The 24968-nt window shown below is 61.3% G+C and carries 14 protein-coding genes; 8 read left to right on the forward strand and 6 right to left on the reverse strand.

Going from position 1 to position 24968, the window contains the following annotated elements; genetic code table 11:
• Window positions 1-54: 54 nt before the first annotated feature.
• Genes FNU79_RS09850 through FNU79_RS09860 form a run of 3 tightly spaced genes read right to left on the reverse strand, consistent with a single transcriptional unit; the run spans window position 55 to window position 10352 of the window.
• Complete coding sequence (locus FNU79_RS09850) at window positions 55-2058, reverse strand: hypothetical protein (RefSeq protein ID WP_143720685.1); 2004 nt, start codon at window positions 2056-2058, stop codon at window positions 55-57.
• Window positions 2059-2115: 57 nt separating this feature from the next.
• Complete coding sequence (locus FNU79_RS09855) at window positions 2116-8952, reverse strand: PKD domain-containing protein (RefSeq protein ID WP_185974666.1); 6837 nt, start codon at window positions 8950-8952, stop codon at window positions 2116-2118.
• A 44-nt stretch (window positions 8953-8996) separates the two neighbouring features.
• Complete coding sequence (locus FNU79_RS09860; RefSeq protein ID WP_143720687.1) at window positions 8997-10352, reverse strand: hypothetical protein; 1356 nt, start codon at window positions 10350-10352, stop codon at window positions 8997-8999.
• Window positions 10353-10643: 291 nt separating this feature from the next.
• On the opposite strand from FNU79_RS09860, the gene FNU79_RS09865 reads away from it, so the two are divergent.
• The 5 genes from FNU79_RS09865 (at window position 10644) to FNU79_RS09885 (ending at window position 16523) form a co-directional block, all read left to right on the forward strand.
• On the forward strand, window positions 10644-12119 hold the full coding sequence (locus FNU79_RS09865) for a class I SAM-dependent DNA methyltransferase (RefSeq protein ID WP_143720688.1): 1476 nt from the start codon (window positions 10644-10646) through the stop codon (window positions 12117-12119).
• A complete protein-coding gene (locus FNU79_RS09870) occupies window positions 12116-13135 on the forward strand; it encodes a PDDEXK nuclease domain-containing protein (protein WP_143720689.1) in 1020 nt (339 codons plus the stop codon). The genes FNU79_RS09865 and FNU79_RS09870 overlap by 4 nt, the downstream gene beginning before the upstream one ends.
• Window positions 13125-14777: a restriction endonuclease subunit S gene (locus tag FNU79_RS09875; RefSeq protein ID WP_143720690.1), complete on the forward strand. Its 1653-nt coding sequence runs from the start codon at window positions 13125-13127 to the stop codon at window positions 14775-14777. The genes FNU79_RS09870 and FNU79_RS09875 overlap by 11 nt, the downstream gene beginning before the upstream one ends.
• Before the next feature lie 73 nt (window positions 14778-14850).
• The gene (locus FNU79_RS09880) at window positions 14851-15621 is read left to right on the forward strand and encodes a ParA family protein (RefSeq protein ID WP_143720691.1); all 771 of its coding nucleotides are present in this window, start codon (window positions 14851-14853) and stop codon (window positions 15619-15621) included.
• Window positions 15618-16523 (forward strand): ParB/RepB/Spo0J family partition protein, encoded by a 906-nt coding sequence (locus tag FNU79_RS09885; RefSeq protein ID WP_143720692.1) that lies wholly within the window; start codon window positions 15618-15620, stop codon window positions 16521-16523. Before FNU79_RS09880 ends, FNU79_RS09885 begins: the two co-directional genes overlap by 4 nt.
• Before the next feature lie 317 nt (window positions 16524-16840).
• On the opposite strand, the gene FNU79_RS09890 is transcribed toward FNU79_RS09885, so the two are convergent.
• The gene (locus FNU79_RS09890) at window positions 16841-19366 is read right to left on the reverse strand and encodes an ATP-dependent helicase (RefSeq protein WP_225430004.1); all 2526 of its coding nucleotides are present in this window, start codon (window positions 19364-19366) and stop codon (window positions 16841-16843) included.
• Window positions 19367-20080: 714 nt separating this feature from the next.
• Entirely contained in the window at window positions 20081-20821 is a 741-nt protein-coding gene (locus tag FNU79_RS09900; protein ID WP_143720693.1) for a ZIP family metal transporter, read from the reverse strand.
• A gap of 438 nt (window positions 20822-21259) precedes the next feature.
• Between FNU79_RS09900 and FNU79_RS09905 the strand changes: the two genes are divergently transcribed.
• Window positions 21260-22252 carry a GGDEF domain-containing protein gene (locus FNU79_RS09905; protein WP_185974667.1) on the forward strand — a complete coding sequence of 331 codons (993 nt, stop codon included), beginning with the start codon at window positions 21260-21262 and terminating at the stop codon, window positions 22250-22252.
• Between the two features lie 254 nt (window positions 22253-22506).
• Window positions 22507-22944 carry a cupin domain-containing protein gene (locus tag FNU79_RS09910; protein ID WP_143720694.1) on the forward strand — a complete coding sequence of 146 codons (438 nt, stop codon included), beginning with the start codon at window positions 22507-22509 and terminating at the stop codon, window positions 22942-22944.
• Window positions 22945-22982: 38 nt separating this feature from the next.
• On the opposite strand, the gene FNU79_RS09915 is transcribed toward FNU79_RS09910, so the two are convergent.
• Window positions 22983-23288 (reverse strand): non-heme iron oxygenase ferredoxin subunit, encoded by a 306-nt coding sequence (locus FNU79_RS09915; protein WP_143720695.1) that lies wholly within the window; start codon window positions 23286-23288, stop codon window positions 22983-22985.
• Window positions 23289-23454: 166 nt separating this feature from the next.
• On the opposite strand from FNU79_RS09915, the gene FNU79_RS09920 reads away from it, so the two are divergent.
• A complete protein-coding gene (locus tag FNU79_RS09920; protein ID WP_185974668.1) occupies window positions 23455-24927 on the forward strand; it encodes an outer membrane protein assembly factor BamB family protein in 1473 nt (490 codons plus the stop codon).
• Window positions 24928-24968 lie beyond the last annotated feature (41 nt).

Here is a 24968-nt window from a genome sequence, read left to right on the forward strand (position 1 = left end):
AAGGGAGGCAGCGGGACAATCACATCCGCTGCCTCCCCACCTGTCGTGCCTGCACTATTTGAAGGTGATGCTCGCTTCCTGGCCCTCAATGCCGCTGCCTTCGAGGGGAACGACTCGGTACAGATCTCCAGTCTTGGCTTGAACGTCGGTATATTTCGGTGAGGTCACCACGCTCAGGCGCTCCTGCCGATTCCCGCGCGTGCGGTACACGGCGTAAGAGGCCGCACCTTTGTCCGCCTTCCAGCTCAATACTGCGCCTCCACTCCCCGCACTGACGGTCAAAGCCTGCACCTGCGGCGTGGCCGCGATGTTGAGTGGCACACCCCCGGCCACGTTGGACGGATCGCTGCGCTTGCCCTTCGCGTCCAGCGCCGCCACCAGATAAGCATAGGCGAAGGGGGCCGCCACGTTGCGGTCGGTGAACGTTTTGGTCGCGCCGGGCAGCCGGGCCACCAGCACCAGATCACCTTTTGGATTCTGCCGGAAGACTTCTACTTGCGCTGGAACGGCGTCCGAGTAGGTCCAGCTGACTTTCAGGGCGCTGTTCTGGGCTTCCACACCCACCAGGGTGGGCGCGTCACCGCCAATGCGCGGCGTGATCACCGTCACCGGTTCGCCGGGTTTGCCGCTGACCCCCGAGGCGCTGACCGTGATGACCCGGAAGGTCATCCCGGTGCCGGGCGAGGCGTCCAGCCGCAGTTTGAGGGTGGTGGCGCTGATGGGCCGGGGCGTGACACTGACCAGTTGCTCGCTGGGCGTATCCGCCGCCGCGCCGCGCACCACCAGGTAACCAATGGGCCGCCCCGCTGCGGGTTTCCAGCTGAGGGTCAGGGTGTTGGCGTCTTCCAATTTGGCGCTCAGTCCGCTGGGGGGCGCGGGCAGAGCGGGATTGAGCGGCTGCGCTCCCCGGATGCTCAGCGGCCCGGTGACGCCAGCGGCCAGCTTGTAGCCCAGCCCGTATACGTAGCTTTTGGCTTCCTCAGTGGTGGTGTCGGTGTAAGTGCTGCTGCCCGCTGCCGCCTCGCCTATTGGTTTGAGGGTGTCGGGCGTGTCGCCCCGGTAAACTGTCAAGCCCAGAATACGGGCGTCCTTGACGGCGTTCCAGTTCAGTTTCACGCTGACGCGCCCGTCCGCGCTGAAGGTGATGATGGGTTCCACCAAACTGGCACGCGGGAAAGGTTCGGCGTCGCCCGTATCGGCCACCAGCACCGCCGTTCGGGCGCTCTCGCGTCCGAACAGATCGAGTGCGGCCACCTGATAGCTGTATTTGGTCTTGGGCTTGAGGGGCAGGGCGTCGTCTTTGAAGGTCACGCGGTCGGGCTGAGCGGGGTCTTTGGTGGGAAAGTAGGGCGAGGGTTGCAGCAGTTGCGGCGCTGCACCGTTCTCAGCGCGGTAAACGCGGTAAGCCATGACCTGCCCACCGGAGCGCTGCCAAGCCACCGTGACGCGGGTGCGCTCCGGCGTGGCGCTCAGCTTGCCCGGCGGCGTCACGGCGGGCGGCGCACCGGGCGTAACCGTGGCTGTTCCCACCAGCGTTTCCTTGCCGCCGCGCAGGGCTACGACGCGGTAGCTGTACGGGGTACCGTCCTTGAGGCCCGTTTCGGTGATCAGCAGGTTAAGGGTGCGGGCGATGCCGGGACTCGCTAGGGTTTGGAGTTGCAGGGCCAGCTTTTCAAAAGGATCGCTGACCGGGGCGGCGAACTTGGCTTTCAGGAAGTCGTACTGCTGGGCCGTGACCCACTCGTTTTTGATGGCGTCGGCCTTGGGAGCGATGCCGGGCAGGTCGCGGCTGACTTTGCCGCCGCCGCCCTCACGGGTCAGGCGGTAAGCGTCAGGCAGCTGATTGCCGGGCAACGTCCAGCGCAACAACGCGCCGCCGGGCTGGGGAAGGGCTGCCACGCCGGTTTTGGCCGGGTCGGGAGCGAGGCCGCCTTTTGGTTCGGTGACGGTCTGGGCACTGGCGGCTCCCAGCAGGAGGAGTGAGGCGGCCAGCAGGTGACGGGTTTTTAGTGAGGGAACAGCGTCGCGGCGCAGTTCAGGATGGCTCAAGGTCTTCATGGCGCTCCTTGTGCGGGCCTCTGGTCTGACTTGATCCAGAGGCCCGGTGCTGTGGGTCTAGAGGCCGAGGTGAACGTGTGTCTTGAAGTCCACGTCTGGTAGGCCGGGCAACGCGATCTGGACATGGGCTGTGCCGTCTACGTTGCTGCCGTTGCCGAGTTGGAAGTTGGCGTCTAAGCTGACCGAGGCGCTGATGGAGCCACCAAAGACGCAGAGGTGGGCGCTGACCGAGGCCCCGGCATACAGGCCCACATGCCCGTAAATGTATGGGTTGGGAAGCAAGACGATTGCGCCGTCCACGGCGGCAAACAGCCGGGCATCGAAGCTCCAACTGTAATTGCACAGCAGTAGGCTGCCGCTGTCTCCGGCATGGTAAATGTTCTCGATGGACGCCCCAGCCGCCAGACCGAACGAGCCAGGATCCACGAAGCTGGGGGCGCGGCCATCCAGAATGCCGGTCATCACGTAGCCGTCGATGGTGGACTTGATGATTGCCAGGTCCACCGTGACCGACACGCGCCCGGTGCGGTACAGCGCGGCGCACGCGGCGTCGTCGGTGGGATTGCAGTAGGCCGCGCCAATCTGGCTCTTGGGCCGGAAAGTGCCGATGTAGATATGCGAAGTCTTGGACAGCTCGATGCTGGCCGCGCCCTGAACCGTGACCACGCCGCCCGCCAGTGACAGCGGCTTGAGGTCAGAGCATCTCAGGTCGCCCACTTCGGCTGGCCCCACGCACAGGTCGACAAACAGGCCGTTTGCGTTCACCGTTGCAGCGAAGCGGGCCTGGGGATGGCCGCCACCGAAGTAGCCCCCAGCCGAGTTGATGCCCCCGGTCAGCAGGTAGCCGTCGCCGCCGAAGCTCAGTTTCAACGGGCTGCCGCTCAGCTCCGCGACGATGGCCGCGTGGAAGGTAGCGTCGTCCACGCCAGTAAATGAGGCCACCACGCCCGCCGCCAGGTGCAGCCCCGTGGCGTCATTGGGGCGTTTGTTCAGATCGCTGAAATAGATCTGGCCCTTGCCCCACTGCATGTTGTAGGCCAGCCCGCCGGTGATCTGGTAGATGGTGATAATTGACAGCGGAATGCCGTCGGCGGCCTTGCCGGTGGCCAGCAGATACCAGTAGCTCTTGCTGCCTTTGTGCCCGAACAGGCCCTTGACCTGCATGGAGAGCTTATCGCTGACGCCCACCGTGCCGCTGTCAAAGCTGATTTCCTGGGACGCGCTGCCTGCCGGGCCTGCGCCAAAGGCCTGTGCGCCCACGCCGGTCAGATTGGTCTGGCTGCCTTTGAGGGTGATATCGATCGGATTGCCTGTTGTCGAGCTGATTTGCTGCGCCATGTCGTCTACCTTCAGCTTCAGGCTGTAGGTCTGCGCATCGGCGCTCAGGACGAAACGTGCCGGGGCGGTGATGTTATTGCTGTTCTCGTCGGCGTTGCCCAGCGCCACCGAACCCGACAGAATCATCTGCCCGTCTGCGGGACTTCCACCCTTGAATGTCACGCTGTCCAGGGTGAGGGGCGTGCCCGCGACGGTGGGACTCGGGCCCTGAATCGAGGCGCAGGTGCTAAGAGACAACTGGGCCAGCCCACCGTCGATCAGTAGCGGCGAGCAGTTCACCTTGAGGCCGCTGCCGACGCGCGACAGATCGAAGGTACTTCCAAGTAGGGTGAAGCTCAGGAAGCCTTCCCTACCATTCACTGGGATGAAGCCTCCAGTCACCTCTTTGGCCGTGAAGCTGCCGTCGGGGCCGTAGGCACGGGTTAGGCCCGTTTTATCGAGGGTCACTGTTCCGGTTCCGCTGGGATTCATGTCCCAGCTTCCGGTCAACTTGCCGCCGCCCACGAAAGGCAGTGGCCCGAAGGCACCAGTCACCAGACTGCGGATCAAGTTGGTCTTGACCATGACCACCACGACTTCACTGGCGTCCATGGGAATGCCGCCTGAGAGCCGGGTCGAGCCGGGTACCACCTGGCCGTTCGGCCCCTCGATGTCCAGATTCCAGCCGCGTGTGCCGTAGCTAACTGGCACCTTCTTGACCAGTTGCACCGATAGTTTCTGCTCTTTTCCGACATCCTCCTCGCTGTCACCTTTGGTGGCGTCTTTGTTGTACACGGTGTCGATGGTGAGCTGGTTGGACAGCCACAGCAGCCCCTGCCACTTCGGCTCCACGTCCGGCACCAGCACGGCGCTGGGCGCTCCGCCGTAAGTTGTTCGCAACAACTCGGCCTGTGAAGATACCGAGGGGTTCACGGCGGCCAACAGGCCTCTTTTGGCCTCGCTCAAGCTCACCGATGAGTTTTGTGCTGCGCCCTGAGAACCGTTCGCAGCATATCCATCGGGTTCCACACTGCGCGAGCTGCTGAGATCCAGATAAACCGTCTGCATGCCGAAGACGTCCATAGACACGCCCGAATCACCCAGTTTCAGAACGCCTCCTAGAACATCCAGGAGTGCTGACTTGCTGATCGCTGCACTTGGGAAGGAGGCCACGCTCTTGCCGCCCACGATCCGCGCCGAGACAACGTCGCCGTTGTTGCTGAGGTACAGCTCCGGGAAGACCAGGAAATCGACCTGCTTACTCGACAGCACTTCCTGAAGCTGCTCGACGGTTTTTGCGGTGACCACGGGCACAATCGGAGCAGCGAAAGTCAGATCACCCACGCCGTTGCCTGTATAAACGCCCTTGCTGGCCGCCTGATCCAGTATCGTCCGGCCTTTCTCGGTGACGTACCCAATGCCTGCGCCGGTGCTGGTGGGCAGTTGCCCCGTCTGGGTGTATTTCAGAAACGGGCTGGGCGCACTCACGTCGCTGACGCTTCCGTCCTTGCTCTGGCCCTGGGCATACACGGTGCTGAGCATCCCCAGGCGCTGGTTGTTGACCGGGGTGGCGACGGGAATGCCCCCCGGAGTCAGCGTCAGGCTGATGGCCGGATCGAAGATCTGATTGATCAGCCCCTGCATGATTTCCTGCGGGCCTTTGGGGCCAGGGACGCCTGGTGTGGTGTAGTTCGGCGGCTTTTTGAAGACCGTCACCTGTTCAAGGTCCGGTGAAGTGACCACGGCTCCGTTCAGCACTGCGCCGCTGGGTGAGAAGGTCACCCGGCCCACACGCAGCCGCATGGGTGAGAAGGCGGGGAATTCGGTATAGACGGTGGAGAGTACGTAGGGACTGTCGTTGGCGGTCTTTGGCTGGGCCGTAAAGCTGCCCGACAGCAGGTAGGCGGTGTCGCCGTCCATCTTGACCTTGAGGTCAGACGCCGTAATCGGTCGCAGCGCCACCGGGGTCAGCCCGACGACAAAGGGAGAGTCGGCAGCAACTTTCAAGAAGGGCGAGAAATGGTCAGGATTGAACGGCGGGCCAGTTTGCGGCTTGTTGGCTCCGGTGATCTCGAACCTGAACTGATCCTCACCCTCGCCGACCACCAGGAACTTGGGCAGGCCGGGTTCAGTCAGATTGACGGTCTGGAGACTGATCTGACCGGGAAAGGCGGCCTTGCTGTCGCCAGTGACGCCCAGCACCTCGACGCGCAGCAGGTAGCGCCCGCTCTTGCCGGTGGGCAGTTTCAGCGCAGCGCTGTTCTGGCCGACTTGCAGCGGCACTTGCCGGGTTTCCAGGGTTAGCGGCTGGCCGTCGGGCTGATCCTTCACGTTCAGCGGCGTCCAAGTCCAGCGTAAGTTCACGGTGCCGCTGCCGGTCACGTTGAGCAGAGCCACCGAATCGGCGGGCGTCCCGACCTGAAGCTCGGCAGGCGTGGGAGCAGGAATGGCCGCCTTGGCCTGGGGCCGCACCTCAGTGCCGAAATCTTCGATTCCCACGGCGGCGTCAATCACGGCGACGACCACCACGGTTCGCTCGGCGGCCTGATCTGCTTTGAGCGTCAGCTTGACGGTGTAGACCCCGCTGACGGCGAAAATGTGCGGCACATCGGCGTCGGCCTTGACGCTCTGTTTGGGCGTGCCGTCACCGAAATCGAGGGTGTAGACGTACTGCGGATAACTCTGGATGTTGCCCACGTTGACGGTGCTGGGCGTTCCAGCACGGGCCGGGGTCACCGAGAGGGTGGGCAGCGGCACGCCAACCACCACGGGCAAAATTCCGAGCGGCTCACCCGTCTGGGCCAGACTGACCTTGACGATGAAGGTGGCGTCCTTGAGGTAGGCGTGTGTGCCCAGCGGTGAGTTACCATCCTTAACAGCGCCGCTTACATTGAGATTCTGAACGGTGCCGTCGCCCCAGTCGACTTTCAATGCCGTTCCGGTATTCAAATCGCCTACGCTGAGCGTCACCAGCTGATCCACCACCGGATTGGCCGGGTCAACAGCGAGGGCAACATTGCCGAGGGTCACCGTGATGGGCTGCACGCACGTCACACCCTGCGCTGATCCCTTGATAACGAAAGTGCCGACTTTGGCGTAGCTGTGCTGCTGGAGATTGGCCTTGGCCCCGTCGCCCGTGTTGGTCACGGCGCTGGACACTCCGGAAGTAGTGGTGCCGTCGCCCCAGTCGAGGCTGTAAGCCAGATTGGCGGGCAGGCCGTTCACCTTAATGCTCACCGGCTTCGAGAGGAGGGGTGAAACCGTCAGCACCTCCACTGAGCAGATAACGGGCAGTGCGGTCACGGTAACCGGCACAGGCGCAATACCGCTGACCGGTGCGCCGCCGCGTAGCAGGCGGACGATGTAAACTTCGGCTTTGCTGTAGCTGTGGCTCAGGCTGGCCGCCGCTGAAACCACCGAAGTGTCGCCCCAGTCGAGCTGATCGCCGGGCTGAAAGTCCGTGAGGGTTGCTGTGACCTGCTCCCCGACTTGCACGGCGTTGGGAGTAACGCTTAGGGTCGGTATGGGCAAGCTGACCACCACTGGCACCGGCGCAACTCCGACCACTGGTTGTCCGCTACGCAACAAGCGCACAGCAAATGTTCCAGCTCTGTTGTAGGAATGACTGAGACTGGCTGCCGCTTGAACGGTGGCGCTGTCGCCCCAGTCGAGCTGATCGCTCGGCTGAAGATTGGTCAGGGTCGCCGTGACTTTTTCGTCTATCTGCACGGCATTGGGAGAGACACTCAGGTTCGGTATGGGCAAACTGACCACCACGGGCACAGGTGCAACACCCGCTACGGGTTGTCCACCGCGCAACAAACGCACAGCAAATGTTCCAGCCTTGGTATAAGCGTGCTGAAGACTTGTTTCTGCTGGCACCACCGCGCCGTCACCCCAGTCGAGCTGATCGCCCGGCTGAAGATTGGTCAGGGTCGCCGTGACTTTCTCACCGGTCTGCACGGCATTGGGACTGACATTCAAGGTGGCCAGAGGCAAGCTGACCACCACCGGCACGGGCGCGGTGGCCGGATAGGGCCTGGCATTGGCGTCCAGCAGACGCGCTAGGAATGTTCCAGCCTTGCCGTAGGTATGGGTCAGGCTGCCCACTGCCGGAACCTTCGTGCCGTCACCCCAGTCGAGCTGATCGCCCGGCTGGAAGCCCGTCAGGGTCGCCGTGACTTTCTCGCCGGTCTGCACAGCGCTGGGAGAGACATTCAGCGTCGGAGTGGGCAGCGGGGCCGTGACCGTGACGATGGCGGGCGGCAGACCAGACAGAGGCGTGCCTGCTCTTAGCAGCCGTACGGTGAACACTCCAGCTTTGGCGTAGGCATGGTTTAGGCTTGGAGCCGCCGCAACCACCGCGCCATCGCCCCAGTCAAGCTGATCGCCGGTCTGGAGATTGGTCAGGAGCGCTGTTACATTTTCGCCGGTCTGTACAGCATTGGGTGAAACACTCAAGGTTGGGGTGGGCAAGCTGACCACCACTGGCACAGGTGCGACCTCGGAGTTGGGCTTCCCACCATACAGCAGGCGCACGATAAACGTTCCCGCTTTGCCATACGCGTGCGTGAGGCTCGCGGCGGCGGCCACAACCGTGTCATCGCCCCAGTCCAGGGTGGAGGGGAGCGGGATGCTCGTACAGGGATTGCAGGTGGGCAGATTGCCAAGCGCCGCCGTGATTTTTTCGCCGACCAAAGCGGCAGTGGGTGACACGGTCAGGGTGGTAGTAGGGACTGGATCTGTGACCGTCACGGTCACCGGGGGAACATTGAGAACGCTCTCTTTTGCCAAGAGTTGCACCGTGAATGTTCCCGCTTTGCTATAGGCGTGGGTCAGGGTGGCTTCTGCCAGCACCTGCGTTCCATCGCCCCAATCCAAAACATACGTGGGAACAGATGTCGTTCCCGTACTCACTGGCAAAGAGATGATCGCTGTCACTGCCTGGCCGGTCTGTACCGCCGTCGGCACCACCTTCAGAGTAATGATCGGCGCAGCAGTCACGGTGACGACAGCGGGTGGGACAGAGGGAATGGAACTCTGATTCCGGTCCGTTAAACGTATGGTGAAAGCTCCCGCCTTACTGTAGATATGGTTCAGGCTGGTCTCTGCCGAAACTGACATGCCGTCGCCCCAATCAAGGTGACTGCCAGGCACGATGTTGGTTAATGTTGCCGTGACCTTCTCGCCGACCTGCACGGCGCTGGGAGAGACGGCAAGTGTGGGAGCGGGAAGGCTAATGACCACCGGGATAGGTGCAACGGAAGTGACAGGGTTCCCATTGCGCAGCAGGCGCACCGTGAATGTTCCAGCCCTGCTGTAAACGTGCGTGAGACTCGCGGCAGCACCCACAACCGTGCCGTCACCCCAGTCCAGAAAATAAAAAGGACCGTCAACATTAGGAGGGACATAAGTCCCTGTCAGGGTAGCTGTGATTTTTTCGCCCACCAGAGCAGCAGTGGGAGAAACGCTCAATGTCGGGTTACCAAACGGAGACTGTGCTGAGGCCGGACTTCCCAGTCCCGTCAGACACAGCAGCGCTGCCAACAGGGCAAGCAGCCGGAAGATAAATTTCATAGAGAACCTCCCCACCACGGGCGGGCCGGACGCTGGCCCGCCCATCAGAAGGTGAACCGCAGGCCCACGCCCGCCTGGTAAGAGTTGACGGTGCCGGGCCGGAAACGTAGGTTGCCCGACACCTGAAGCGGCGCTGACACCTTGTAGAGCGCCTGCACGCCGATGTCCCCCGTCCAGCGTTCGGTGCCGGAGGGGGCGTAATTCAGGTTGCTGTTCAGGCTCACGGTGAGTGGGTCACGGGTATAGCCGACGGTGCCGCTCAGGCTGCCGCCTATTCCTAACCGCTGCGCTCCAGCAGCGTCTGGGAAAGGCGCGGCGTTGAGTGAGAGTTGCAGCTGGCTGTTCCAGGAGTCGCTGCTCAGGCTCAGGCCCAGGCTGGAGCGGTAGCTGGCCAGCCAGGCGGGCACCACTTGACCGCCCTGTGCGGTGACGCTCTGGCGCTGCCAGGTGGCTCCCGCACCCGCCTGAATGCTTAGCGCCTGGCCAGCCGGACGCGGCGGCGCGTAAGACAAGCTGGCGTTCAAGGTATGGGCAGGCGTCAGGCCGCCGCTGCCGGTATAGCCCACCTGCTCCGACCAGGGCGTGCCAGTCCGGCTGAGATTGACCCGCCAGGCCAGCGCCGCCGGGGTAGCGACACTGACGCCGAAAGCCGCCTTGCCCGCAACGGTCACGCCCACCTCGCCTGTCCAGTCCGGTAAGCGGGTGGTCGTGAGGCCGCTGTCGAGGGAGTAGCTGCCCGCACTGTCGAGCTTGGCCGCAGCCGATACTTTCTCGGTGGCGCTCAGGCTGGTGGTGCCGGAAGCATTCAGGCCGTAACGGGTGCTGGCCGGGACCACCTTACCCAGCGAGAGCCGCAACGTTTCGGTGTGGTCGGCGGTGGCCCCCAGCGTGACATTGCCGGGTCTCGGTCCCCCGAACTGCCCGGCCACCGATATTCTGGCCCGCGCCGCCAGATTGCGTGAGCTGAAGGTGGTGCTTCCTTCCACATCGGCGCTGACATTGGTCAGGGTGCCGCCCGTGCCCGCCGTCCAGGTCCAGGTCGGTGAAAAGGCCCCGCTGGCCGCCAGGTCGCCGCTCACCACCCGGTAAGTGGTATCCGACGAATCACCGTCGGCGTACACCAGCGTCGAAGTGATGCTGCGAAGCCCCCGCGTGGGCGCAGTGAAGCCCTGCTGCGCCAGCAAGACCGCCGTGCGTGACCCAGTGGTCAGGGTCCTTGAGGCGTCGTACTGGGTATAGAGCGTCCGCTGCCCTTGAGTGGAGGTCACGCTGAAGCTCTGGTGTTCTGGGCCGGCCCAACTGGCACTGGCTGAGAGTTGCCCGCCCAGCGCTTCACCGCTCCAGTCACCGTCGAAGCTCAGGCCATTCCAAAACGGCGTGGCGGGCAGAAAGTACCTCACCTGAAAGCTACCCTCGGCCCGCGCCGCACCGGCTAAAGCGCAGGCTAGAAACAGGACAACTCTTCTCCGTCGCCAGGCCGTCATGGTCCGCTCACCGCTGAATGTCCGCAAATCCCAGGCTGCTCCTGATCGCCGTTTTGCTGTGACGGCCTTCTAAGATGTCCACGCTCCGATTTCACATTCACCTCCGCACGGTGACCTTAAATGCAGGAGCGTGATATGAGCGTTGCAAACCGAGCGGGCGTCGAGCAAGGATGATCGCCGCGACCATGCGGCACAATAGACCCACCCATGACCCGAACCATCGACATTGTCCAGAAGCTCTGGAACCTCTGCAACGACCTGCGCGACGACGGCGTGACCTACCACCAATACGTCACCGAGCTGACCTACCTGCTGTTTCTCAAGATGGCCAAGGAGACCGGCCAGGAAGGTCAGTTGCCGGAAGGTCGGCGCTGGGATGACCTGAAAGCCAGAAGCGCCCCGGAGCGCCTCGACCACTACCGCCAGACGCTGCTCGACCTGGGCAAGCACACCGAGCCGCTGGTGCGGATGATCTACACCGACGCCAGCAGCTTTGTACGCAAGCCCGCCACCCTCAGCAAGCTGGTGACGGACATTGACGCGCTCGACTGGTACAGCGCCAAGGAAGAGGGGCTGGGCGACCTCTACGAAGGGTTGCTGGCCAAGAACGCCAACGAGAAGAAAAGTGGGGCCGGTCAGTACTTCACGCCCAGACCGCTGATCGACGCCATTGTGGCCGTGATGCAGCCCAGCAGTGACGACGTGATTCAGGATCCGGCGGCAGGCACGGGCGGCTTCTTGATCGCTGCCGACCATTATGTCCGTGAGCACGAGGACGTTTATGGCTGGCCGGAAGCCAAGCAGCGCGAATACTTCGAGAGCACCTTTCACGGCATGGAGCTGGTGCCCGACACCCACCGCCTGGCGCTGATGAACTTGATGCTGCACGGTCTGGCCAACGACCCAGAGCGCAGCGGCATCCGGCTTGGCGATACCCTCAGCAACGATTACACCAAGCTCGGCAAGGCCAGCTTGATCCTGAGCAACCCGCCGTTCGGGACCAAGAAGGGCGGCGGCACACCCACCCGCGACGACCTGACGTTTGTGACTAGCAACAAGCAGTTCGCCTTCCTGCAACATATCTACCGCGCTCTGAAGGTGCATGGCCGCGCCGCCGTGATCCTGCCGGACAACGTGCTGTTCGAGAGCGGGATCGGCAAGCAGATCCGGGCCGACTTGATGGACAAGTGCAGCTTGCACACCATCCTGCGGCTGCCCACCGGCATTTTCTACGCGCAGGGCGTCAAAACCAACGTGCTGTTCCTGACGCGCACGCCCGGCGAGAAGGGTGGCACCAAGGAAGTCTGGGTGTACGACCTGCGGGCCAACATGCCGCAGTTCGGCAAGCGCACTCCGTTTACCCGCGACTACTTCGCCGACTTCGAGGCGGCGTTCGGCGACGATCCCACCGGGGGGCCAGACGCCTTGGCCCAGCGGGTGGATACGGGCGAGGCAGGGCGCTTCCGCAAGTTCACCCGCGAGCAGATCAAAGAGCGCGGCGACAGCCTGGACATTTCGTGGCTCAAGGACGACAGCGCCGATCAAGGCGAGCTGCCCGAACCCGCTCAACTGGCCCAGGAAACGCTGACCGAACTGAGCGGCGCGATGGAAGAGCTGCGGGCCATTTTGCTGGAGCTGGGTGAGGATGAAACGGCGCTGGAGGAAGCCGGGGTGCTGTCTTGACCCAGGCGGGCGGGGCGGCAGGTGAGGACGACTTTGCCCCCGTCCTGACGCTGATCCGGCAGGCGCAGTCCCGCGCCCTACACAGCGTCAACCGCGAGTTGATCGGACTGTACTGGCAAATCGGCGAGCATCTTCAGCACAAGACCGAGGCGGACGGCTGGGGGCGCGGCACGGTCACGGCGCTGGCCGAGTGGATTGCGCGGCAGCAACCCGATTCGCGCGGTTTCTCGGCTTCCAACCTGTGGCGAATGCGGCAGTTTTACGAGACGTACCGCCAGCATCCGAAACTCGCGCCACTGGTGCGAGAACTGAGCTGGACGAACAACCTCACCATCCTGGGCCGGGCGGGCAGCGAGCAGGAGCGCGAATTTTACCTGCAAGCCGCCATTCGGGGCCGCTGGACCAAGCGTGAGTTGGAGAGGCAGATGGACGGCAGCTCGTATGCGCGTGCCCTGCTGAGTCCGGCGCAGCTCTCGCCCGTGTTGCAGGAACAGCAGCCCGCTGCCCCCGGCATCTTCAAGGACAGCTACCTGCTGGACTTTCTGAACCTGCCGCAGCCGCACAGCGAACAGGACTTGCAGCGCGGGCTGGTTAGCCACCTGAAAGACTTCCTGCTGGAGCTTGGCCCGGACTTCGCCTTTATGGGTGAGGAATACCGATTGCAAGTGGGCCAGCAGGACTTTTTCATTGACCTGCTGATGTACCACCGCCGTCTGCAAGCGCTGGTGGCCTTTGAGCTGAAGATCACGGCCTTTTCGCCCTCCATGATGGGTCAGCTCGACTTTTATCTGGAGGCGCTGGACCGGGATCACCGGCTGGCGCACGAGAATCCCAGCATTGGCGTGCTGCTGTCTCGCAGCGCCGACACGCAGGTGGTGGAGTACGCCCTAGCCCGCAGCGCCAGCCCCGCGCTGGTGGCCCGCTACCTGACCGAGCTGCCCGACAAGACCCTGCTGGAAGCCAAACTGAGCGAGTTCTACGCCCTGGAAGAAGGAGACAAGCCCGATGACCACTGATCCGATGAATGACGAGAGAGAAGGACTGCCGGAAGGGTGGGTGGAGACGACTTTGGGCGAAATGGTCGCAGGCGTAGAGGCGGGGCTGAATGTCAAATGCGAGGAACGGCCACCTGAAAGTAACGAACGAGGCTTAGTCAAAATCAGTGCTGTCACATGGGGCAGATTTCAGGAAGATCAAAGTAAAACGTTGTCAGTCAGTACAATAGTTCCCGAAAACAGAAGAATTGAGCCAGGAGATTTTCTGATTTCGCGAGCTAACACAATAGAACTGGTGGGCGCTTGTGTCATTGTGAATCACATCACACGAAATCTTTATCTATCCGACAAGGTGTTGAGGCTGAGATTCAAAGTAGAAAATCAAAAGTCTTGGATACTTCACTTTTTGCGCTCTAAAGAAGGACGTAACCAAATTGAAAGTCTATCTAGTGGAAACCAACTCTCAATGCGGAATCTTTCTCAGAATGCTTTGCTTTCAATTTTACTTCCCCTTCCCCCTCTCCCCGAGCAAACTCGCATTGCCGACAAGCTCGATGCCCTCCTCTCCCGCGTGGAGTCTGGCCGGGAGCGGCTGGAGCGTGTGCCGAAGCTGCTGAAACGCTTCCGCCGGAGCGTGCTGAGCGCGGCAGTGAGTGGGGAACTGACGCGGGAGTGGCGCGGGGGCGGGGATGCGGAGTGGGAGGAAATTGCTGTTGGAGACGTTGTAACCGCACTTAATGGCCGTCCATTTCCCAGTGCTGAATACACAACTGCGGGTGTCCGGTTGATACGTCCTGGCAATTTGCACATCTCAGGAAAAGTGGTTTGGACAGAGAAAAATACTAGCTATCTGCCCGAATCATGGCTAACTGATAATGCGTCCTTCCTCATGCATCAAGGTGACCTGCTAATGAATCTTACGGCGCAGTCACTGAAAGACGAATTCTTGGGCAGAGTATGCGTGAAAGAAGATAACATCCCAGCGTTACTCAATCAGCGTATTTGTGCTTTTAAACCGAAGACTAAATACGATGTGCGTCCGTATCTATGGGTTTACTTCAAATCACCGCAATTTAGATTATTTGTTGATACGTTAGATACTGGAACTTTAATTAAGCATATCCATAGCAGGCAGGTTTTGGCACATGAAATGCTATTTCCAAAATCCGTAGAACAAACCGAAATCGTGCGCCGTGTCGAAGCCCTCTTCGCCATTGCAGACCGCATTGAGGCCCGCTATCAATCGGCCCTGACCACCTTCAATCGCCTCACGCCTGCGCTGCTGGCGAAGGCATTCCGGGGCGAGCTGGTGCCACAAGATCCCAACGACGAATCGGCCTCGGTGTTGCTGGAACGCATCCGGTTAGCGCGGGCCACGTCGGGCGACAAGCCCAAGCGGGGGCGCGGGGCGGCGAAGGAAACGGGCAGCGTAAAGCCAGACCGCCCAGCGCCAGACAACACCGCGCCGAAACGCCGGGGCAGGCCGCCCAAAGCGCAGGCGGAAGCGCCGGGCATTGCTCAGGCCAGCAGCTACGAGGACGCCGTGCGGCAACTGGAAGCCCAGAAGGCGGCCAGGGCAGCGGCGGGCAAGCTGGAGGGAGCGCAGGTCGAACGCGGCACCCGGCAAGGCGAGCTGTTTGGGAACACGGAGATCAACTCATGATCCGTCTTCAGATACTGAGCGTCCGGATTGTTCTTACCGGTAAGAACAGCCCGACACGCTAACCTGAAGACAGATGAAAACAGTCACCCTCTTCAACCATGCCGGTGGCGCGGGCAAAACCAGCATCACCCTGAATGCCGGGTACGAACTCGCCCGCTCGGGTCTGCGAGTCTTACTGATTGATCTCGACCCGCAGGCCAACCTCACCACCTGGCTGGGCGTCGAAGACCCTGAACTCAGCGAAACGGTTCACCCAGTCGCCACTGAGGGCCGTCCTCTGCCTCAGCCGCGCCGGGTGCATGGTCTGGACCTCATTCCCTCACGGGTAGACCTCGCGCTGGCCGAGGCGATCATGCCTGGCCGGATCGCTGCCGAACTCTCGCTCCACCAAGCTCTTCAGCCGATTCAGGAGCGTTACGACGTCGTCCTGATCGACAGCCCGCCCAGTGTCGGCAAGCTGGCGGCGCTGGGGGCTTTGGCGTCCGACAACTTGATCGTCCCCATCCAGACCCGCAACAAGGGAATCAACGCCCTGCCGGGCCTGAGCGCGGTGATGCACATGTACCACGGTCTGCGACCCAACCTGAACGTGGCCCTCTACGTGCCCACCATGTACGACGCCCGGCGCAGCCATGACCGCGACATGCTCGAACTGATCCGGTCCCAGCTCGCTCCGGTTGCCGAACCGCTGGCGCAGCGCGAATCGGTCTGGATGGACAGCGGCCTCGCTGGAGTTCCCGTCGGTGTGTTCGCGCCAAGTAGCAAGGTCGCCGACGACGTCCGGCAGTTGACCCGGCAGATCGCTGCGGCACTTCAACTGCCCTACCCGCAGGAAACCGTATGACCCGGCCAAAACGCGACGTCAACAAGCTGGCCGGACTCCTCACCATTGCCGCCGAGGCTGGTCGTCCGGTTAGCACGGTCGTCACGTCCCTGCCGGTCACGCTGCTCGGTCCCGGCGCGGGTCAGCCGAGACGTGATTTCGATCCAGTGAAGCTCGAACAACTGACCAGCAGCATCCGCGAACACGGCGTGCTGCAACCACTCCTGGTCCGTTCGGTGGGAGATCGTTATGAGATCGTGGCTGGTGAGCGGCGCTGGCGGGCGGCCCAGGCAGCGGGCCTCCAGGACGTGCCTGTTCTTGTGCGGGAGATTGACGCTGAGCAGGCGCAGCAGTTCGCCCTGATCGAGAACCTGCAACGCGAAAACCTCAACGCGATTGACGAGGTGGACGCCAAACTGGCACTGGTGGCTCTCACGCTGGGCCTGTCGCCTGTCGCCGCCCGCAACCGGCTGACCCAGATGCTCCGGGAACGGCGCAGTGAGCAGCCCAGTGAGCAGCACGAAGCGCTAGAGCAGCTTTTCTCGGTTCTCGGCGAGACGTGGACCTCTTTCACTAAGAACAAGCTGCGGATTCTCAATTGGCCACCCGCTGTCCTTAAAGCGGTGCGGGCCGGTCTCCCGTTCACAGTAGCCGGTGTTATCGTCACGGCCACGCCGGGGATGCAGGCCGATCTGATTGAACAGGCGCAAGCGGGGGCGGGCCGTGAGGCTCTGCGCAAAATCGTCAGGGAAACGCGAGTCAAATCATCTGCCCTCAAGATTGAACGCAGTCGTGTGGCGAGCGTACTCCTGTCCGAGGCCTGGTTCCGTCGGCTGGACGCCAAACGGCAGCAGGCCCTGCAAGACTGGCTTGACCGGATGCCAGAGAGCCTGAAGGAAGCCCTTGCAGAGGGTGACCTTTGAAGTTCGCGTAAGATCTCACGACGCTGCGCCGCTGTCGGGGCCGGTGGATGCGGATACCCTGATCGTCCTCCACACTCTGGCTTGAAATGTTCTTACCGGTAAGAACAGCCGAACCCATCATTTTGGAAACAGACGCTCGTCTTTTCATCTCTCACGCTGGAGAGGCTTTGAAGTGCCTGTGTTCGCTGGCTCTGTCTCTGGGTCCTGTCACCGCCGCGCCGTTGCTTGGAGCCACCGACTCGTTTTCTGTCGCCCGCACCGGTCGACTGGTGCAAGAGCGAGTCGGTGCGGAGAATGGCAATCAGTGGAGGCTCAGGTCATCCTGAGGGAAAGGCCTTCAGAAACGCGTAAATCACCCGGAGCTTTTTGACGCCTGCGGTGTCGAACCGGACCTCAACGTCGGTGCTTTCGCCCGCATTTTCAATCCCGATGATGATGCCCCGTCCACATTTCGGATGCGAAACCGTCATCCCAACCCGCACCTCTGCTGGACTCAGCGCGCTGCCGCTCCGGCTCTGAGTGCGGCCCAGCGCATCTTTCAGACCAGAAGGCTTGGCGGGCACTGGTTTGGGCGTGTGCCGCTCACTCTGTTCCCGTATGAGATCCGGCAGATCAGGGAACAGCAGGAGTGCTGGGTCGTCCGCCAGCACGACCTGACCGTGATGGGCATACCGCTCCAGACTGAGCTGATTGATGGTTTCACGCTGGCCCTGGAATGGCCCGGCTTGCTCAATGAGCTGACTCAATGCGGCGAAACGTTGCTGGAGACGTGAGCGCTGCTGCTCGCCAAACCACAGTTGAATGAACTGCTGATGCTGATAGAACTGCAAGGTTTCACTGGCCTCGAACGTTTCACGGGCGCTCAGGGTCGCCGGGTCACGGACCAGCAAGCCGTGGAGCCGTGCGTGGGCGGCCACCAAGCGCTCATGCGACACAGCCGTCAGAAAGGTTGTGGGTTCCGAGGAATCCACAATCAGATGAAGTTCCCGCTTGGCCCGCGTCAGCGCGACGTAAAACACCCGGCGTTCTTCCTCCGCAGCGGCTTGGTCAGGATTTTCGCGGATTTTGTACAGCGACGCTTTGCAGTCTGGGATCAACACCACCGGGAATTCCAGGCCCTTGGCCCGGAACGCGGTCATGATGACGACGCGCGGCACGTCGCCTTCCTCGCGGATCAGTTTGGCCTCATGCCGTGCCTGCTGACTGAGGTGAGCGATGTACGTCACCAATTCTCCCAAAGAGCGCTGCTGGGCCATTTCCGCCAGCGCCCGCACGCTACCGGTGCGTTCTTCCCCAAACTCTCTGGTGGGAGCGGAATCGATCAGGTGCTGGGTGTATCCGATCGCCTCCGCAAAATCCAGTAACGGCTCTTTGCCTTCACTCATGCCCAGACTGTCGGTCAGGTCGCCGAGGGCGCTGCTGAGCTTCTTGACTTCTTTGAGTTCGTAGTGGCGCAGACTACTTGACAGGTCACCGAGTACGTCCGGTAGGCGTTGACCACCTTTCCACAGCCGCTTGCTGATGTCTTCCACCAGTTGACCTCGCAAATAGCGGTTGGGAACGTTGGCCACCATGCGCCAGTCTTTGAGCAGCGTCAACCGGCGCTCACTTTCAATCTCCAGGCCGCGCTGCACATCGAAGTCGGCCATTGCCAGACGCAGATAAGCCAGCAAGACACCGACCTCCTGGCGCTGATAGAAGGGCTGGCCACCCACAATCAGGTAAGGGACACCTTTTTCAAGAAACACCTGCTCGAGTTCACCCGTCTGGGCGTATGTCCGAATCAGGATGGCGATGTCCGGCGCTGTCACGCCCTCAGCCAACTTTTCAATGGCCAGGTGAGCCGCCGCGCCAGTGCGGTGCTCGTGGAGAAACACGCCATTGCCCAACCGGGAGGCTTGCAAACGTTTGTACTCACGGACCGTGTTGCAGTTGATCACCTGATCCGCCAGGGCAATCACGCCCATCGGGCAACGGAAATTGGTGGACAGGGTAAATTTTTGGGCGCGGTACCGCTCGGCGAACTCCAGGATGTAACGTGGATTCGCGCCTCGCCACTGATAGATGGTCTGGTCGTCATCGCCAATGGCGGTGTAGCTGCGGCAAGTCGAGGCGATCAGATCGAGCATTTCGCTCTGAGCAAGATTGACGTCCTGGAATTCATCCACGTGAACGTAATCCCATCTGCCCGCCATCGCCTCTTGCAACTGAGGAAAGCGGGCCATCAGCAGCCAGGCCTCGACCAGCGAGTCGTCGTAATCAATGGTCCCTTGCTTGCGCCTCAACTCATCGTGTCTGGCATACAGATCGGCGTACAGGCCGACGCTTTTATCAGGTGGGGAAATCAATGCCTTGGCTTGGTCGGGCAGGTCGCTGGGAAGATAAGGCAGTTGCAGATTGGCTTTCTGAACAGAGAGGTACGTGGCAAAATCATCGAACTTGACGTTGAAATAAGCTGTGCGCTGCGTCTCATCAGCGGCAATCAGTTGCGCTCTGGCCTCATTAAAAAGTTTGCGTGAGAAGTGCTCCTCGCCGAGGTGGAGTTCGGTCAGCCCGAGCCGTTTGGCCTCCTGTACGACGCGGTAAGCCAGAGCGTGCAGCGTCAGGGAGGTCACGCCCTGCGTTTCCGGGTGCTTCTTGAGGCGCTCTTCGATGGTTCGGGCGGCTTCTCTGGAAAAGGTGCAGGCCAGGATGCGTTTGGGCTGCACCTGTGCCTGCCTCACCAGGTAGAGGATGCGTTCGATCATGGTCGTCGTTTTGCCTGATCCGGCCACGGCGAAAACGAGGGTGTGACCCTGAGTGTACTCGATGATGCGTTGCTGCTCGGAGGTGAGGTTCATCATTCGTCCTTTTGGAACAATGCCGAAATCGGTGAGTGACCCGGCTCAGTGTTTGCTTCTGAATTTTTTCTACGCGAATTCTGTTCGTCATCAGCCATGAGCCCCGCCTTGCTTTCCCTGGGCGCTCCAGGTTCCATTTCGTCGCGCCGCTGAAACCGGGTCACGCACTTCATTGGTTACGTCCTGCGCTCTGGAAAAATGTGTCAACCGCACAAAGTGTAGATATGCAGCGCCAAACGAGCCAGCCACCCACACTTTGAGTGAGGAGTGTAGATGGCCGCTCTCGAATACGGACAAGCGATGACAGGATGTACAGCCTGATGCACCTGAATACGTAGATACGTAGCGACTCGATCACATCTATTTCGGCCAGACGAGGATGTGGATGGCGCTATGCATGGCCGTGATCATGATGGGGCACATGCTCGACATCTACAGAAAACGCCGGGTCCTGAGTATCTTCATGGGCAGCCCTGTGGTGTTTGCCGGATCGTTGTAGCTGATGCGCTCGCAGGATACGGTGGGCGACGGGGCGCACATGAAGGCCATGCTCTCGCACCATTCGATGGCCATCTTGAACAGTGAACGTGCGCAGATTAAGAGTCCCCGCGTCCGTCGGCTGATCGATGGCTCAAAGCCCAAGTTCGTGAGATCGCCGAGATGAAAGCGCTGATTGCCGCCTTGGAGAGCAGAAAGTAAGTGGGTCTGCCGTCCCGGTCATGATCCCAACTCGATCAGGTACAGGGCGATGAAGCCCAGGAAAAAAGCGCTGGTGATCCACGGCGTTTCCTTGATCTCGTGCGCCTCCACCAACAGCTCTTCAGTGACCAAGTACAGCAGCGCTGCCGCGCCGAAGGACAGCACGATTTCCAGCGGCAGCCCCGTGAGGCCTTGCAGCAGTGTGCCGCCCAGCGTGGCTCCTACGATCACCAGCATGCTCAGGCCACTGACCGTCAGGATGCTCCTGCTTTTGGACGCCCCGCGCTGACCCAGGCTGGCGGCCACCGAGAGGCCCAGGAACAGCAGTTCTAGGGTCAGCGCCACCACCAGCAGCGTTCCCACTCGCTCGCCCGCCGCGAAACCCACGCCGATCAGCAGGCCATCAATCAGGACGTCGATGCCTACTGCCGCCAGCAGCCCCGTGGCGGCGCGCGGTGCGGCTTCGCCGTCCGTCTCTTCCGCTTCTTCCGGATCGAGCCGTCCCACCAGCGCCCGAACGGCCAGCATGACGCCCACGCCGAGTGCGAAGCCGATCACCACGCCCAGGGGCTGATGGCCTTTTGTGATCTGGGGCAACAGCTCTCCGGCGACGGCGGCGAAAACCACGCCTGCCGCGAAGTGCTGCACGAAGCTGCGCACACGCGGACTGGGCGGGCGGAAACTCGCCACCACGCCGCCCAGGATGGTGGCGGTCACCGGGATCAACGTCAGCAGCAGAAGTTGGCTCAGGGCGATCATAGACTGACGGTAGAGGACGCCGGACGCGGGCAGGTCAGAATGGCACTGTCACTTTCTTGGCCATCTCATGCGCTGGTCTAGTTGCCGCAACAGCCTGTTGACCGTTCCAAAGCCAGTGGTCTCCTGTCAACCAGAAGAAAAAGGACCTGTGAACTGAAAATTTCTCAGTGAGGGCGGGCTTCCAGCAGTTTCAGGGTGAAGACGCAGATCCAAAAACAGTTCGCCGTATGCCAGCACGGTGTAGCAAAGCGCGTACACGGGTCATCACTGCGCGTAGGGTGAAGTGCTTGATCACGTATCGTCAATCCCCAAGTTCAAGCCGCGTAGCTTGTCCTCTTGCTTGCTGCGCGTTGAGCAGCAAGAGGGACAAGTTCATGTTCGTGCACCTCGCCTCACGGGCGTGATAAACATGTCAGGCGGCTTGACCTAGTCTCAAGCATGCCAAACACGCCGTCACCTGAGGGCGAGTTGTTGCGTCCCATTGATCTCCAAGGTCCCAATCCAGATGCGCAAGCGCCTTCCCTCTTTACCGCCCATCTCCTGCCGAGTGATCAGCCTGCGTGGTTGTCGATGCTCGTCGCCGCGCTGACCAACGCCACCAATGGAATTGTCATCAGTGCCAACGTCAAGGGACGCCCCATTGTCTACTGCAACCCGGCGTTTGAACAGCTGACCGGCTACACCCGCAGCGAAATCGTAGGCCACAACTGCCGCTTCCTTCAGGGTGAGGGCACCGATCCTGAGGCCATCCATCAGATGCGGACGGCCTTCGACGCTGGAGCAGCGACTGAACTCGTGGTTCTGAATTACAAGAAAAGCGGAATGCCCTTCTGGAATGCCCTCAATATCGGACCGATCCACAATGCTCAGGGAACCTTGACGCATTTCATCGGTGTTCAGACCGATGTGACCGAGCGCATCGACCTTCAAAAGCAACTGGAGCAACGCGCCTTCACCGATGTGCTCACCGGCCTGCCCAACCGGGCGCAGTTCATGCATGAGCTGGAACGCGAGCTTGGTCTGGTCGACCGGCAAGGGCACCTCGCGCTGGGCTTCGTGGATCTGGACGACTTCAAGTCGGTCAATGACACTTACGGTCACAAGGCCGGAGACGAGCTGCTGATCCAGGTGGCTGCACGCTTGAGGGGCGTCGTCCGGGGAGCCGATCTGGTCGCGCGGCTGGCCGGGGACGAGTTCGTGCTGCTGCTAAGGCAAACCGCGTCCCGAGATGTTCTTGAACAGATCGGGTCCCGCACGCTGGACACGTTTCAGCGGCCATTCGTGCTGGACGCCGCGACCGTAACCGTCCACGCCAGTCTCGGTTTCGTCCAGCACGTCGCTGGAGAGCATGCAGCCGCCTTGCTGGAACGTGCGGACCACTGCATGTACGCTGCCAAACACCAGGGGAAAAACAGTTTCGTGACGGATTGAGCCTCGGACATTTCAAACGGAATCCGTATCACTACTCCAGAAGGTGTTGATCTGGCGTCAAGGGTATGCCGACAAGGGAATCAGCCGTAGAAATGTGGACACGCTAATGCTCCTCCCTAATGGGCTGGCCTTTGCCGAGCGCAGCACCGAGTGCTTTGCAACCGAGTGCCTTGCAGGCTCTGGCAGGGGTGATAGGGTTCGGTCAGAGCAGAAGCCGCCACCTATTGGGGTACGGTAGAGCCAGGGAGGCCGTTATGTCTGAAGGACGCCAGGATCGACCACAGCACATCGCCCTCAACCGCTATGACCTGAAGGGTCAACTCGCCCGCCTTCGCGGGGACGCGCCCCTCGCTCAATATGGACGCGATTCACTCACGCTCGTCCGTGACTCGAGCTTCACGCTCCTACTGGTCGCCCTGAAAGCGGGAACCGGTCTGCCGAACCACACGGCCCCCGGCCCGATCAGCGTTCTCGTACTTGATGGCCGCGTCGCGTTCACCTCGAAGGGCGAACGGTGTGACCTCGGCCCGCATGAACTGGTCACTCTGCCCGCCCGCATTCCGCATGAGGTGATGGCCTTGGAGGACAGCGCCATCCTGATTACCATCGCCGACCCTGTCACTCATACGGATCCAGTCGGTCTTGAGAGCGAACGAGAGGTGAAGGCTGAGGAGTCTTCTCAGGAGAGCTGAAGACCATAGCACCTTCTGGATGTCCTGCGCTCCGACCCTCAGCGCGGTAAGACGTAAAGTGCGCCCGCGTCCACGCTGGTCTGATACACCGCGACAGGCTTCACGGCGGGCAGCACTTTCGCCTTGCCAGTGGTCAGTTCGAACTGCGAGCCGTGTCGCTCGCACTTGATCCGTCCCAGGCTCACCGCCCCACCCAGTAGCGGGTAATCCTGATGGGTACAGTTGTTGCGTAGGGCGTAGAACTGCCCCTCGTAGTTCACCACCACGACGCTTTTCCCATCCACCTCGACCGCTGTCTGGCTCCCCTCAGGGAACGCCGCCGCCTGACCCACAAGAACGCGCATGTCTTGCATTGTACGTCGTCGGTGTGGGCGTGCTCCAGAATCCAGGGAACCCTGATCTTGGCTTGATGGCGTTGAGCCGTCATCAGCTTCCGGGCCCGCCCCTGTCTGCATCAACTCTCAATATTTTCGTTTCGGCGACCATATGGGGCGCAAGCGGAGAAAGCCCATGCGAACGTTAGCTTCCAGCCTGCTTGCCGTCTCCCTGTTGATGGTCGCCAGAACGACAGGTGCTCCGTCCATCACTGAGCCTCGACTCGCCTTTCTATTGATCGAGGGCAATGCCCCTGCTCATTTCCTGGGCCTTCCGGATGGCACGGTCGTCGTGAGACAACAAGGCACGCTCACCCTTCAGCTCAAGTTGAGCGCAGGGACGCCACTGTCTTCAAAGGCTCAAGCTTGCACCAGCCAGTTAGCGCTGAGCGTGAGTGCTCTGGACAGCCAGGCCCGTTTTACCCTGACGGCCCGTCACTTCACGGCCAACCATGCCGACGTATGGATCAGCACCAATGGCAACTGCAACGATGCGGGCAGCGCACTGGGGAAACGAACGCTCCGTGCGGAAGGCTCAGTCAAGTGGACGTTTGCCACAAGCAACCGGGTGGACTCCTCGCCTGCAATTGCGGGAGGGAGCACGGTCTATATCGGTTCAGGAGATGCCAACGTCTATGCACTCGGTGCTGCGACGGGCCAGCTTCGGTGGAAGTTTAAAACGGGCGGTTACGTCTTTGCCTCACCTGTTCTGGGTACAGATGGCGTGATCTATATCGGGTCTACTGATCACAACATCTACGCTATCAAGCCTGATGGCAAGCTTCAGTGGAAGTTCAGAACGGGCGGTTACGTCATCGCCTCGGCGGCCCTGGGGGTAGACGGCACCGTCTATGTCGGTTCCGATGACCGCAATGTCTACGCCCTCAATCCCTTGACGGGGAAACCCAAGTGGGTGTTTGGCACCGGCAAGGCGGTCGAGTCTTCACCTGCCATTGGTGCAGATGGCACGGTGTATGTCGGTTCAGCAGATACCAGCGTCTACGCCCTCAATCCCAGAACGGGTCGGCCCAGATGGACGTTCAGCACGAACGGTGCCGTCCTCTTTTCACCCGCGTTGGGTCAGAACAATGCGGTCTACATCGGTTCTAACGACGGGAACGTGTACGCCCTGGACGCCGCGACAGGCCAGCTCAGGTGGAAATTTGGGACGGGCAGCCTGGTGACCTCGTCACCTGCGGTTGGTGTAGATGGCACGGTCTACATCGGCTCCAATGACGGCAACCTGTACGCCCTGAACTCCCTGGATGGGCAACCCAGATGGACGTTTGCCACCGGCAACTTTGTCGCTTCTTCACCGGCTCTGAGTGCAGACGGCACGCTCTATGTCGGTGCTCATAACGGGAACGTCTATGCCATCAACTCCCAAACGGGTCGGCCTCAGTGGAACTACCGTACGAACAGCCTGGTCATATCCTCGCCAGCGATAGGTACGGACGGTACGGTCTATGTGGGTACAGGACGCAACGTTTCTGCCCTGTACTCGCTTTCACCTGGACTGGCGACCAGCAGTTGGCCCAAGCTCCATCAGAACAACAACAATACGGGACGCCCAGAGAAGGTCGCTCCTTCCCAGAAAGCTCACCTGTAACGGTTTCAAGAGTGGAGAAGGCGTGACAGGGCGGGCAGGCA

The organism is Deinococcus detaillensis, assembly GCF_007280555.1.
Lineage (GTDB): Bacteria > Deinococcota > Deinococci > Deinococcales > Deinococcaceae > Deinococcus > Deinococcus detaillensis.